Source organism: Salipiger sp. D13, from assembly GCF_003703915.1.
GTDB lineage: Bacteria > Pseudomonadota > Alphaproteobacteria > Rhodobacterales > Rhodobacteraceae > Salipiger > Salipiger profundus.
The window spans coordinates 266,690-279,593 of sequence record NZ_RAPJ01000008.1; the positions used below are offsets into that span (position 1 = coordinate 266,690).

9 protein-coding genes are annotated in these 12,904 nt (G+C 69.0%); 2 read left to right on the forward strand and 7 right to left on the reverse strand.

Going from position 1 to position 12,904, the window contains the following annotated elements:
- Window positions 1-60: 60 nt before the first annotated feature.
- From addA to regB, 7 genes are all read right to left on the reverse strand, one after another.
- Entirely contained in the window at window positions 61-3,438 is a 3,378-nt protein-coding gene (addA, locus tag D6860_RS19160) for a double-strand break repair helicase AddA (RefSeq protein ID WP_076622986.1), read from the reverse strand.
- Window positions 3,435-6,365 (reverse strand): double-strand break repair protein AddB, encoded by a 2,931-nt coding sequence (gene addB, locus D6860_RS19165; protein WP_076622987.1) that lies wholly within the window; start codon window positions 6,363-6,365, stop codon window positions 3,435-3,437. The genes addA and addB overlap by 4 nt, the downstream gene beginning before the upstream one ends.
- A complete protein-coding gene (locus D6860_RS19170; RefSeq protein ID WP_076622988.1) occupies window positions 6,358-7,038 on the reverse strand; it encodes a nucleotidyltransferase family protein in 681 nt (226 codons plus the stop codon). Before D6860_RS19170 ends, addB begins: the two co-directional genes overlap by 8 nt.
- Complete coding sequence (locus tag D6860_RS19175) at window positions 7,023-8,000, reverse strand: aminoglycoside phosphotransferase family protein (RefSeq protein ID WP_076622989.1); 978 nt, start codon at window positions 7,998-8,000, stop codon at window positions 7,023-7,025. Before D6860_RS19175 ends, D6860_RS19170 begins: the two co-directional genes overlap by 16 nt.
- Window positions 7,997-8,470: a tRNA (adenosine(37)-N6)-threonylcarbamoyltransferase complex ATPase subunit type 1 TsaE gene (gene tsaE, locus D6860_RS19180; RefSeq protein ID WP_017469810.1), complete on the reverse strand. Its 474-nt coding sequence runs from the start codon at window positions 8,468-8,470 to the stop codon at window positions 7,997-7,999. The genes D6860_RS19175 and tsaE overlap by 4 nt, the downstream gene beginning before the upstream one ends.
- A gap of 40 nt (window positions 8,471-8,510) precedes the next feature.
- Window positions 8,511-9,956, reverse strand: a complete 1,446-nt coding sequence (locus D6860_RS19185; RefSeq protein WP_083697776.1) for a PAS-domain containing protein — start codon at window positions 9,954-9,956, stop codon at window positions 8,511-8,513.
- Between the two features lie 196 nt (window positions 9,957-10,152).
- Window positions 10,153-11,544: a sensor histidine kinase RegB gene (regB, locus tag D6860_RS19190; RefSeq protein ID WP_017467142.1), complete on the reverse strand. Its 1,392-nt coding sequence runs from the start codon at window positions 11,542-11,544 to the stop codon at window positions 10,153-10,155.
- 88 nt (window positions 11,545-11,632) lie between these two features.
- Here regB and D6860_RS19195 point away from each other — a divergent pair, with 88 nt between their 5' ends.
- Together D6860_RS19195 and D6860_RS19200 are read left to right on the forward strand one after the other, a co-directional pair.
- Entirely contained in the window at window positions 11,633-12,256 is a 624-nt protein-coding gene (locus D6860_RS19195; RefSeq protein WP_017467143.1) for an SCO family protein, read from the forward strand.
- A gap of 90 nt (window positions 12,257-12,346) precedes the next feature.
- Entirely contained in the window at window positions 12,347-12,901 is a 555-nt protein-coding gene (locus D6860_RS19200; protein ID WP_017467144.1) for an ActR/PrrA/RegA family redox response regulator transcription factor, read from the forward strand.
- Window positions 12,902-12,904: the final 3 nt, after the last annotated feature.

Sequence of the window (12,904 nt, forward strand, 5' to 3'; positions counted from 1 at the left end):
CCTTGCGGGTTTGGCAGCTGAAAACTTGAGGGCCGAACGTAGGTAGGGGCCGCAGAATCGTCAAGCCGTTGTAGCGCGCGCCAGCGCGGCAGACACAAGATCGTGTGGCAGGGCCATGTAACTGCTGCGCTCGGTCCACAGGATGCCCGTCTCGATGGCACGGCCCGGCCAGATCTTTGCCAGCGCGGCGGCATAGGCGCCCATCTGCCGCAACAGCCCCTCGGGCACGTCCTCGGGGCGCTCGGGCACGGTGCGGTTGGTCTTGAAATCCACCGCCACGACCCGCTCAGGGGTGACCTGAAGCCGGTCGATGATGCCGTGGATGCGGCCAAGGCCGTCGATCTCGGCGGTCACCGGGACCTCGGCCAGCGTCTCGGGCGCGAAGATCGGGCGCAGCGCCTCGGCCGAGAGCACGTCGAGCGCGCTCTGCACCAGAGATTCCGTTTCCTCGGGCAGCTCCTCGGCGATGGCGAGCACATGCGGCGCGGCGGCGGCGCGGGCCTCCTGCGGCAGCGCCGAGAGATGTTCGAGCAGCAGGTGCAGCACCGTGCCGCGCAGCATCGCCTCGTCCTGGTCGAGCCCGTCCTCGCCGCCAAGCGCCTTCGCGCCACCAAGGTCCGAGGGGCTGACCGCGCCGGGCAGAGCCTCGGGCGGCGTGGCGGGGGTCTTGTAGACCTCGGGCAGCACCGGGGCGCTGCGGGCGTCTTCGGAGACGGTTTCGAGCGGCAGAGCCGACCAGTCGGCATCGCCGAGCCGCAGGCCTTCGTCGGCGCCCCAGCCGCCGAAATCGAAGCGGGCGGTCTCGGCACCCGAGCGCTCCATCCCGGCCTTCACCTGTTCGTACCAGGACAGCCCGTCCTTGCCGAGCTCGCCGGCGGCGGCGACCACGAGCCATTTCTCGGCCCGGGTCAGCGCGACGTAGAGCAGCCGGTCGCGCTCGCGGGCATCTGCGTCCTTGGCGGCCTGCAGGGCCTCGGCCTGAACCCTCGGTTGGGCCTCGGCGCCGGTCTTCCAGACTGTGCCGGTCTCGCCGTCGAGCAGCTGGTCGCGGATGTCGGTGCGGGGCTGGGCGCAATCGGGCAGGATCACGATGGGCGCCTCGAGGCCCTTGGCGCCATGCACCGTCATCACGCGGATGCGCTGCCCGGCGCTGTCCGGGGCGCGCTTGATCTCGAGATCGTCGGTCTGCATCCACTCGAGGAACCCGGTGAGCGAGGGCACCTCGGTCTGCTCGTAGGCCAGTGCCTGCCCGAGCAGCGCGTTGATGCCGTCCTCGGCCTCTTCCCCGAGCCGGCCCAGAAGCCGCGCCCGGCCGCCGTGCCGGGTCAGGATGCGCTCGATCAGGTCGTAGGGCCGCAGGAAGTCGGTCTGGCTGCGCAGGTCGTCGAGCACCGCCATCGCCTGCGGGAATGCGTCCCTGTTTCCGCGCAACGCGGCCCAGAGATAGCCCTTGCGCGGATGCGCGAGGGTGAAGAGATCCTGCTGCGACAGGCCGAACAGCGGCGAGCGCAGCGCCGTGGCAAGCGACAGGTCGTCCTCGGGCGTGGCGAGAAAGGCCAGCAGGGCGCCGATGTCCTTCACCGCGAGCTCGGACATCACCTTGAGTCGGTCGGCGCCCGCGATGGGCAGGCCGCGCTGCTTGCAGGCGCGGATGATCTCGGTGAAGAGCGTGCCGCGTCCGCGCACGAGGATCAGGAAGTCTCCGGCATGGGCGGGGCGCGCCCGGTAGGTGCCGCTGTGGCCGATCTCCTCGGGCAGCGGGGTGCCGATGGTGTCGTCGATGAAGCCGGCGATGCGGTTGGCAAGGATCACCGAATGATGCTGCGCACCGACCCGGTCCACCGGCTCGAACCAGTCGCCCTCTTCGCCTTCGTCCTTGGTCCGGTCCACGTGTGGCCAGAGGTCGACGCGCCCCGGCATCTCGCTCTTGAACGCCCGGTGGGTCTGGTCCGGCGAAAATCCGGCGGCCTCGCGGCCCTCGAAGGTGTTGTCCACGACCCGCAGGATCGGCGCGGCCGAGCGGAAGCTGTATTCCAGCATCATCCGCGACAGCGGCGCCTCGGTGCGCTTCAGCCGTTCCGAGAACTCGTCGCACATGCGGTCGAACTCGCGCGGGTCGGCGCCCTGGAAGCTGTAGATCGACTGCTTCTTGTCGCCCACCACGAAGATCGTGCGCCGCACGTCGGCGCGCGCGCCCTCGCCGCTGGTGAACTCGTGTGCCAGCCGCTCGATCACCTGCCATTGCACTGGCGAGGTGTCCTGCGCCTCGTCCACGAGGATGTGGTCGATGCCGCCGTCGAGCCGGTAGAGCACCCATTCCGCGACCCGGTCGTCCGACAGCAGGTCGCGCGCCCGCGTCACGAGGTCGTCGAAGTCGAGCCAGCCCCGGCGCTGTTTCTCGTCCTCGTAGGCGGGCAGGAAGACCTGCGCGAAGCGGTGCAGCGCCAGCTCGCGCCGGGCCGAGACCAGTGCGAGACGGGTTTCCCGCGCGGCTTCGACCCGCCGCATGAAGTCTTCGAGCCGGGGCATGAGCGGTTCGAGCGCGCCGGTGCGCAGGCCCTTGGTGGGGAAACTGCCCAGCTTCGCGGTGAACGGCTCCTTGGCGGACTTGCCGGTCAGGAACACCGACTCGAGGATCTCGAGCGCGGCGAAAGACGGCTCTGTCACGGCGGAAAGCGCGGCGCCGGCCTTGGAATCGTTGGCCCCGGAGCCCCGCAGGTGTGGCACGATTTCCGCGATGAACTCGATTTCGCCCCCAAGGAAGACCCGGTCGAGCAGGGTTTCGGCGTCGTCTTCGGGAGCAAGGCCGTAGAGCGCCAGCACCTCCTCGGGCGCGCGGGGCGGCAGGAACGCTTCGCGGGTGGCGCAGAGCTCGGCCAGCAGCGGATCGGGGTCGGCGGTGAGCCAGGTCGACAACTCCGCGACAAGGTGCCCGTGCGGACCCTCGGACAGCCGGTCGAGCACGTCGGCCCGCAGAAGCTGCGCGGCGCGGTCCTCCATCTCGTGGAACTGCGGCGACACGCCGGCCTCGAGCGGGAAGCGCCGCAACAGGCTCGCGCAAAACGAGTGGATCGTCTGGATGCGCAGCCCGCCCGGCGTCTCGATGGCGCGGGCGAAGAGCGTGCGCGCGTCGGCCAGCCGTTCCGGCGGCAGCGGACCGTCGAGGCCAAGCGTGCGCAGTTCGTCGCGCAGTGCCTCGTCGTCGCGCATGGCCCAGTCGCCAAGCCGCCGGAACAGGCGGTTCTGCATCTCGGTCGCCGCCGCCTTGGTGTAGGTCAGGCAGAGGATGTGCTCGGGCAGCACCCCGTCGAGCAGCAGCCGTGCCACCCGGTCGGTCAGCACACGCGTCTTGCCCGAGCCCGCGTTGGCCGACAGCCAAGTCGAGCTGTCGGGCCGGGCCGCGCGGACCTGCGCTTCGCTCGCCTCGTCGCGTTTCATTCCAGTTCCTCGCGGTCGGCCGGGTCGATCACGTCCCACTCTCCGAAACGGGCAAGGTGATCGTAGTCGGACACGTCCTTTTCCTTCAGCAGCGCGGCGCGGGCGGTGTAGCCCCGGTCGCGCTCGAACCAGCGGGTGATGAGCGTCTCGAACTCGGCCCAGACCTGCGCCGCCGGCACCTCGTCGAGCGGCGCGGGCACCTCTTTCGGGGTGCTGCCGAGCGCGACGAAGACCGCCCGTTCGGTGTGCCGAGGCTGCAACTCGCGGAAGGCGCCGCGTTCGACCATGGCGGCCTCGAGCAGAAGCTGCTTGTCGAAGTGCCGCTGTTCCTTGGCGCTGGGCGCGTTGCCGGTCTTGTAGTCGTAGAGATGCGCGTTGCCCCGCTCGTCGATGTCGATCCGGTCGGCCTTGCCGCGCAACGTGAAGCCAAGCGCCGGAATCTCGCCGTATCCCATCTGTTCGAAATGGGTCGGGTGCGCGATGGCCTGCCGCGCGCGCTCGGTCTCTACGAACCACTCGGCAACCCGGCCGATCCGCGAGGTCCACAGGTGGCGCGTGGTCGGGTAGGGCACGATCGCGGGATCGCCGAGGATCTCGCCGGCCATGCGCATCAGCTCCGAGACCTCGAGCCGGGCCGGATCAGAGACGCTTTCCTTGACGAACTGCTCCAGCACCTCGTGGATCAGCGTGCCGCGCAGCAGCGCGTCGGGGGCGCGTTGCAGCGGGTTCAGCTGCCGCAGCCGCAGCACCCTCTTGGCGTAGATGTGGAAGGGATCGCGGATCAGTGTCTTGATCTCGGTCACCGAGAGGCTGCGCGGCCGTGCCTCGACCGGCGGGGCGGGCGAGGGGCGCGTGGCGGGCGGGCTCGGTTCCGGTGTCTCGAGCGCGCGCACCAGCCCCAGCCAGTCGGCGCCACGGGTTTGCATCGCCCTGAGGGCCTGCGGGCCGTTCTGTCCGGGCAGACCGTTCATCAGGTTCATCAGCCGGTTCACCCAGCGCGAGGGGACGGTCTCGGCATCGTCCGACTTGAGCGCGCGGGTCAGCCAGACCTCGGGGGCGGCCACTGCCTGCTGGAAGTCATGCGCGGCCAGACCGATGCGGCGCTCGGGCACGAGCAGACCCGCCTTGTGCCGCATCCGCCGGTTGAGCCACGGATCGGCGCCGGGCAGCTCGGGCCACGAGCCTTCGTTGAGCCCGCCGAGGATCAGCAGGTCTGCGCCCATCACGCGCGCCTCGAGCGTGCCCCAGATGAGGATCTTCGGGTGCGGCGCATCGCGGTCGCGCAGCTCTTCGCGTGACAGGACCGCGTTGAACAGGTCGGCGTAGTCGCGGGCATCGAGATCGGTGCCGAAGCCCGCCTCGGCCTGCAGCCCCTCGACCACGGCGCGGGTCTTGCGTCCGGCGCGTTCCTTCCACAGCTCCGAGTCGGTGCCCTCCGGACCTGTGGCGATGGACTCGGCGCGGGCGACATGGGTGTCGAGCCAGTCGGACAGGGAGCGCGTGCCCGGCACCGGCGGCTGGCAGAAACAGTCGGCGACCCAGTCGGCCCAGGCACCCATCTCGTTGGCATTGCCCCATTCGCGCAGCTTCTCGGGCTGCGGATAGGGCCATGACTTGTCGCGGATGTGCAGCTCGAGCTCGCGTGTGGCGCGCAGGTGTGCGCCGCGATCGTGGCCGGAGTGGGTGAGCGGATGCTTGAGCAGGGTGAGCAGCGCCTCGGCGGAAAGATCCTGCTGGAACAGGCTCGCAACATGGCGCAGGAAGCGGCCCGGCGGGGTCAGCTGCAACGGCGTGCCGGCGCTGTCGTCGGGCAGGATGTTCCACCGGTCGAGCGCCGCCGTGACCTGCCGTGTCAGCATCCGGTCGGGTGTGATCAGCGCGGCGGTCACACCCTCTTCGGCGGCCTTGCGCAGGCGCATGGCGATGGCCGTGGCCTCGTCGCGCTGGGTCGGCGCCTCGAGCAGCGTCAGGTCATCGGTGGCGGCCACGAGATCGGGCAGTTTCGGTCCCTCGTCGCGCCACTGGTCAGTGACCGGCGCGGGCCGCAGCGCCAGCGAGACCAGCCGGTTGCGCCCCGGGTTCGGTTCGGGCGTGTCGGACCAGCGCGGAAGCGTGTCCGCGGTGAAGCCGAGATCGTGCATCAGCCGGGCAAAGCGGAACTGCGGGTGATCCTCGCCCGAGAGCGCGTCGGTCAGCCCGTCCCAGACCGCTTGCGGCGTGTCGAAGTCGAAGCCCGGCAGCACCAGCGCGCCCTGCGGCAGCTTCGAGACCGCCTGCATCAGCCGGTTGGTCATCCCCCGCGATCCGGTCGAGCCGGCAAGGATCACCGGGTGCTCGGGCGGCTGCTCTTCCCAGTCCCTCAGTCTCTGTTCCAGCGCAAGACGCCGAAAGGCGTTCACGTCGGGCGCCTCGGGCGTATCGCCGAAATACTGCTGCACGATGTTGAAAAACGTGAGCGCGCGCTGCCAGTGGCCGGATTCGTCGCTCACGTCGAGCGCGGCGATATCGTCGGGAAAGACGCCTTCGTCCTGCATCTCGTCCATCAGCGTGGCGAGACTGTCGGCCAGATCGAACAGCGCCGTGCGCGGGGCGAGGTCCGGCTGCGCGTCGAGCAGTTTCGACACCAGTCCCGTCAGCTCGAGCCGCCGGCGCAGCGGTGAGACCGGTGGCGGCAGGTGCGACAGCGAGATCGGGTCGGCGACATTGCCGAGCATCCGCATCCGCGGCATCAGGGTCGCCGGGCCCTCGTCGAAGATCTGCCGGATGCGCCGTGCCATGCGGGTGGTGTTCACGATCAGCTCGACGCGGGCCATTGCCTCGGGCGGCTGCCCGGCCATGCGGGCCCGCAAGCCCTCGACCAGCGCGGCGGGGAAGTCGACGCCGGGGGCAAGCGCGAAGACGCGGGGGCGGTCGGACGGCTCAAACATCGGCGCGGAGCATGTCTTCGGCCAGCGTGATCCCCTCGGGGTGGCCCACGTCGCACCATTGGCCGGGGTAGGGCAGGCCGTAGAGCCGGTTCTCGGTCGCCATGGCGTTCCACAGAAGGTTGAGCGAGAAGACCGGCTCCGGGACGCTGGCAAGCCCGTCGGTCCTGATGATCTGCGCCCCGGTGTAGACCGCATCGCCGCCCCGGCTGAGCCGGCCATCGGTGCCGACGGTGAAATCGCCGCCACCCTTGCGGCCGATGGCGCGGGCGACCGGCACGCAGAGGAGCAGCGCGTCCATGCGCTCGGGATCCCATGCCTCGGCCAGCAGCCGCAGCGGATTGGGGCCGGACCAGACGGCATCTGTGTTGAGCGCGAAGACCGGGTCGGGGCCGAGCAGGGGCAAAGCGGCGCGAAGGCCACCGCCGGTATCGAGGATCTCGGGCTCCTCACGCGAGAGGGCCACGTCGCGGCCGTCGAGATGGGCGGCAAGCTGGTCGGCGCGGTAATGCGCGTTGGCGACCCGGCGCAGCGGCCCGACCCCCTCGGCAAGGTCGAGCGCGTGGTCGATGAGCGGCTTGCCAGCGACCTCGACCAACGGCTTGGGCCGGTCGGCGGTGAGCGCGCCCATGCGGGTGCCGAAGCCGGCGGCGAAGAGCATCAGCGCGTCGGGCATGGAGATTTCAGCCTTTGCAGAACGTCAGGAGTTGGGGCGGGCAGGGCGCCGCGCAGCAGGCCGGCGACCTCGGAGAGTGCCGGGTGCTGCAGGTCCGTTTGCAGGTGCCGCCATACACGGGGGACCAAGTCGATGTAGCCGGGTTTGCCACGCGCGGCGGCCAGCCGCGCGAACACGCCCAGGATGCGCAGGTTGCGCTGGGCGCCGAGCACCGCAAGCGCGGCGCGGAACGGTGCCTCGGGCAGGCCGGTTGCGGCGAGATAGTGTCGAATGGCCGCCTCGGCGGTCTCGGGCGACACATCGCGGCGGGCGTCCTCGACCAGTGACACGAGATCGTAGGCGCGGTGCCCCTGAAGCGCGTCCTGGAAGTCGAGCAGGCCGGCGCGGGCGGCGCCCTCGCGGTCGGGCAGCCAGAGAATGTTCTCGGCGTGATAGTCGCGCAGGATCATCACGTCGGTTTCGGGGGCATGGGCGAGCAGCGCCCGCTCGAAGGCGGCGGCGCATTCGTGCATGATCTCCGGCGCGATGGGCGTGCCGGCATTGGCCGCGTAGACCGAGAAGGCGAGGTCGGTCATCGCCGCCAGCCGTGCCGGGTCGGCGACCGGAAGATCGGAGGGCGGCGGGTGGCGGTGCAAGGCGACAAGCGCGTCTGTTGCGCAGAGATAGAGCCGCTTTTCGCTCTCGGCATCCGTGGCAAGACGCGCGATCAGCCCGTCACCGAGGTCTTCCAGAAGCAGCAGCCCCGGCGCCTCGGCAAGGATCTCCGGCGCGCTGAGACCGAGCCCGCGGAGGTGCCGCGCCAGCCGGGCAAAGAGGCCGGTGTCACCCTCGGGGTCGTCCATCAGGATGGCGGTGTCATTCCCATGGTGCAGCCGGCTGTAGCGCCGGGCCGAGGCATCCCCGGCAAGTGGCGTGAGGGCGGCATCGCCCCAGCCCGCCGTCTTCAGGAAATCGTCGATCATGCCGCGAGCGACCCGGCGCGCGTGTCCCAGCGCGGATCGGTCCAGCGCATGGCAAGGTGGCGCACGGTCTCGCGCTCGTCCGTCGTGAAGTCGAGCGAGAGCGCGTTTCCGGGCGCCAGATCCTCGAGTCGGTCGGGCCATTCGACAAGGCAGATCGCGTCTTCGAAGGCGTCGGTCAGGCCGAGTTCGACGCATTGGTCCGGGTCCGAGAGGCGGTAGAGGTCGGCGTGCCAGAGCTCGCCCGCCCCCGTGTCGTAGACCTGCACCAGCGTGAAGGTGGGCGAGGGCACGTCTTCGGGAGCCTCCTGCAGCGCGTGGATCAGGCACCGGGCGAAATGGGTCTTGCCCGCGCCGATTCCACCGGACAGCAGCAGCACATCCCCCGGCCGCAGGCTGGCCGAGAGCCTTTCGGCCAGGGCGCAGGTCTCTTCGGGCGAGTGCAGGGTAAGCTGGGCGCGCGGCGACGTCATGGCCGCAAGATACCTTGCGACTGCGGCGGCGCAAGCGGGTTCAGGCGTGGGATTGCAGGACGTTCCTGCACTGGCGGACGATGCCGCAGGGCATCGGGCTGAAGCGCACCAGCGTCGCACCGCCGGCCAGCGGTTCGGCCCGGCAGAACAGGCGCTCTCCGGCGATCGTGTGGATCTCGGCGTCCCAGCCGGCGCGGTCGCGCAGCGTCAGCACGAATTCGCGCAGGTCGCCCCAGATCGGGCTCGGATGGCAGGACGATTGCCACGAGCGCGTCGCCTCGGCGATGTCGGTGGCGGAGATGGTGGCCTCGGTCTCGTCGCCCCAGAGCGCACGGTAGGCCGCGTTGCAGAAGGTCAGGTGCCCGAGCTGCGAGAAGACCACCACCGCATCCTCGAGCGTTTCGAGGACCGACTGGGTGATCTCGATTTCCTGCCGGTAGCCACGGGTCAGCGAAATCTCGGCCGAGATGTCCTCGATCAGGAAGGCGATGCCGGCGTCGGGATGCGGTCGCCCGGTGATCCGGTAGGTCAGCCCCGAGGGCAGGTTCCAGGTCTCGACATAGTGGTCGCTGCTGGCCGCGTTGATGACGTCCTGCAGGTGCTCGCGCCAGCTTCCGTAGTCCTTGGGCTCGGGCATCATGTGCTGTTCGCGCAGCATGTCGAAGAAGGTGAGCAGGTTGGGCCGCCCGCTCAGGAACTCTGCGGAGAGCCGGGTCAGGTCGATGAGCGCGGGGTTGAACAGGACCAGCCGGTGCTTGCGGTCGAACACGGCGAGCGCGATGGGCAGATGGGCGAAGATCTTGGTCAGCGTCTGAAGGAAGGTTCGCTGTGCGGTCTCCGCCTCGATCGCGGCGTCGATGTTCTGGGCGAAATGCAGGCGACCGTCCGGAATGCGGCAGGACTGGATCTCGTACCAGCTGAGCGCCGTGCCCTCCTGCGTCGGGATGCTGGCGCGGGTGACCCTGTCCTCGAGGTCGTCGCCGGGCAGAAGGGTGAAGGGCGGCGTGGCTGGGTCCGCGCCCTGTTGCGTGCAGAGGTCGGTATAGGCGGCATTGCTCCAGATGACCCGGTTTTCGTCATCCGAAAGCCAGGCGGGCGCAGGGGTGCGCGTCATCACCTGACGTAGCAGTGCAAGCTCGCGCGCCCCGACGCGCCAGCGCAGCCGGTCCCCGGCGCCGACCGGTGGCGCGGAAATCGAAAGATGCCGGCGCCCGCCCCCGCTGGTGATCTCGAGCCGCGTTTCGGGGTCGTCTGGCGCAGGAAGAATCATCTGCGAAGAGTCGGGATCTGCTGGAATAGGGCCGAAGAACGGCCTGAGCGCCGCGCGGACCTCTTCCCAGGCAAGGGTTTCATGCGGGCCGATGTCGAGCAGCGCTCGTGCCTGCGTGGTGGTGTCGACCAGCACACCATCCCGCAGGACCATTTCCGTCGGAGCCGCAGCCTGTGCCACGGGATCTGGAGATCGCCGCTCACTGCGCTGGCTCATGCGAAAGAGATATCCGCTCACAACTCCGGCGATCGCGGCACCGAGGCCGATCGCAAGTGCAGTTACATGGTCCACTCGTCCAACCAGTCTTCCGTCATTCCGACGTTCGTAGTTATGAGCAGATAGTTAATTATTCGTTAACACATGTCTTGTGACATATCCGGTAGATGGCGGAGGGCGTGAAAATATATTGGTTTCAGGCCTCGATACGGGGGTTCTCGCCGACGGGATCGCCCGGAGCACGCCGCGGCGGTTCGATGGCCGCGCGAGGCCAGGTGACCTCGACGATGGCGCCGCGCCGCTCGCCCTTTTCGGACCCGACGAACGGGTCGGCGCCATTGGCAAAGCTCAGCTCGGCGCCGCTGCGTTCCAGCAGCGTCTTCGCGATGAACAGGCCCAGCCCCATGCCCTCGTACTCGGGTCGGCTGCGCCGCTCGCTCTCGCTGCGCCGACGCCGCATGAGCGGGTCGCCGAGCCGTCCGATGAGATGTGGCGGAAAGCCCTGCCCGTCGTCGAGGATGCGCACGGTGATGCGTGCCTCGGTCCAGATGACCTCGACCCAGACCTGGCTGCGGGCGAAATCCACCGCGTTCTGAATGAGGTTGCGCAACCCGTGGATGACCTCCGGGCGGCGCAGGATCTGCGGGTGGGGCGCCGAGGCGGGTTCGGGGCGTTCCTCTATGGTGATCTGCTTGCCGCGGTTCTCGTGCGGCTCGGCGGCTTCCCGGATGACCTCGGCCAGCGGTGCCTGGTGCATGTGCAGGTCGTCCTTTCCGGCGCGCCCCATGCTGCGGAGGATGTCGCGGCAGCGGTCGGCCTGCTCGCGAATGAGCCGCGCGTCGTCCTGCAGGTCGGGATGGTCGTCGAGATCCTCGATCAGCTCGGCCGAGGTCAGCTTGATGGTGGCCAGCGGCGTGCCCAGTTCGTGCGCGGCCGCCGCAACGACCCCGCCGAGATCGTTGAGCTTCTGCGCGCGCGCCAGCGCCATCTGCGTGGCGATGAGCGCGTCGGACATGGTGTTCATCTCGGTGGTGATCCGCCGCGCGTAGACCGAGATGAAGACCAGCGCGATGGTGATGGCGACCCACTGTCCGAAGATGAACACGCGCGGAAGTTCGAGCGTCAGGCCGTCGTCTGTCTGCAGCGGCACGTGCAGGAAGGCCATGAGCGAGATGAAGACGAAGGCGGTGACGTTCAGCAGCACGGTCGAGCGCCGGGACAGTACCGCCGCCGACACCGTGACCGGCGCGATGACCAGCAGCGAGAAGGGGTTGTTCAGCCCGCCCGTCAGGAACAGCAGGAAGCACAGCTGCAACAGGTCGAACATGACCATCAGGAAGTTCTCGGTTTCCGAGAGCCGCTTGTTCTCGGGAAAGACGAACATCGCCACGAGGTTGCCGGCCACCGCGATGCCCACGGCAAGATAGCACATGCCGAGGTCGAGCTGCAGGTCGTAGAGCTGGCGCGCGACCGAGATCGCGATGAGCTGGCCGGCGATGGCCACCCACCGCAGGAGAATCATGGTGCGCAACCGGATGAAGTTGCTGCGCTGGCCCTCGTCCAGCAGTCCGAGGTCGGTCTGGCTCATCTGCGCGCTTTCGTCACTTGTGATGGTGGCGCCCCAATTGATAGGTCTGCGCCGTCGCTTTCGCAATCGCATCTCCCGGAGTCAGCTCATGCGCTGGATCATCGCCGTCGCCGCCACCCTCGTTCTCGCCGTCGCGGTGGGGGGCGTCTGGCTCTATACCCGCGCGGCCAGCACCGCGACCGATCCGTTCGAGCCCTGCCGGGCGAGCACCATCGCCGGCGGTGCCGACCAGATCGGCGGCCCGTTCGAGCTGCTGAACGCCGAGGGCAAGACGGTCACCGACGAGGACGTGATCACCGAGCCGACGCTGCTCTACTTCGGCTACACCTTCTGCCCCGACGTCTGCCCGCTCGACACGGTGCGCAACGCCGACGCGGTCGATGTGCTGAAGGGGCGCGGCTACGACGCGCAGACGGTCTTCATCTCGATCGACCCCGAGCGGGATACGCCCGAGGTGGTGGGCGATTTCGCCGCCAACATCAGCGAGGACATGATCGGTCTCACCGGCTCGCCCGAGCAGGTGAGGGCGGCGAGCCAGACCTACCGGACCTACTTCAAGAAGCAGCCCGCCGACGACGAGTACTACCTGGTCGATCATTCGACCTTCACCTACCTCGTGCTGCCCGGTCATGGCTTCGTCGAGTACTTCCGCCGGGACATGCCGCCAGAGCAGCTGGCCGAGCGCGCCGCCTGCTACATCGACCGTATGTGAACGCGTCCGCGCCATTGCAGGTTTGACCGCTAGGCGCCCGCGGGATAATAGAAACATCCAGTGCGGCGAACAGGATTTGGGGATCTCTCAGTGGCGGAACAGACGTATGAAGAGCTTGGCGACGACCGGTCGCTGCTTCTGGTCGACGACGACGAGCCCTTTCTGCGCCGGCTTGCAAAGGCCATGGAAAAACGTGGTTTCGAGGTCGAGACGGCGGACTCGGTCGCCGGGGGCACCGCCATCGCGACAGCGCGCCCGCCCGCCTACGCCGTGGTCGACCTGCGGCTCGAGGACGGCAACGGGCTCGACGTGGTCGAGGTGCTTCGTGAGCGGCGGCCGGATTCCCGGATCGTCGTGCTGACGGGTTACGGTGCCATCGCCACCGCCGTCGCCGCGGTCAAGATCGGCGCGACCGACTACCTGTCGAAGCCCGCGGATGCCACCGACATCACCAACGCGTTGCTCGCACGGGGCGATGACCTGCCGCCGCCGCCCGAGAACCCGATGAGCGCCGACCGTGTCCGCTGGGAGCACATCCAGAGGGTCTACGAACTGTGCGACCGGAATGTGTCCGAGACCGCGCGGCGGCTCAACATGCACCGCCGCACCCTTCAGCGCATTCTCGCGAAACGCTCGCCGCGCTGACGC

Excerpts from the sequence above, each read along its gene's own strand:
- addA (WP_076622986.1), bottom strand. The coding sequence starts at position 3,438 with ATGAAACGCGACGAGGCGAGCGAAGCGCAGGTCCGCGCGGCCCGGCCC.
- addB (WP_076622987.1), bottom strand. The coding sequence starts at position 6,365 with ATGTTTGAGCCGTCCGACCGCCCCCGCGTCTTCGCGCTTGCCCCCGGC.
- D6860_RS19170 (WP_076622988.1), bottom strand. The coding sequence starts at position 7,038 with ATGCCCGACGCGCTGATGCTCTTCGCCGCCGGCTTCGGCACCCGCATG.
- D6860_RS19175 (WP_076622989.1), bottom strand. The coding sequence starts at position 8,000 with ATGATCGACGATTTCCTGAAGACGGCGGGCTGGGGCGATGCCGCCCTC.
- tsaE (WP_017469810.1), bottom strand. The coding sequence starts at position 8,470 with ATGACGTCGCCGCGCGCCCAGCTTACCCTGCACTCGCCCGAAGAGACC.
- D6860_RS19185 (WP_083697776.1), bottom strand. The coding sequence starts at position 9,956 with ATGAGCCAGCGCAGTGAGCGGCGATCTCCAGATCCCGTGGCACAGGCT.
- regB (WP_017467142.1), bottom strand. The coding sequence starts at position 11,544 with ATGAGCCAGACCGACCTCGGACTGCTGGACGAGGGCCAGCGCAGCAAC.
- D6860_RS19195 (WP_017467143.1), top strand. The coding sequence starts at position 11,633 with ATGCGCTGGATCATCGCCGTCGCCGCCACCCTCGTTCTCGCCGTCGCG.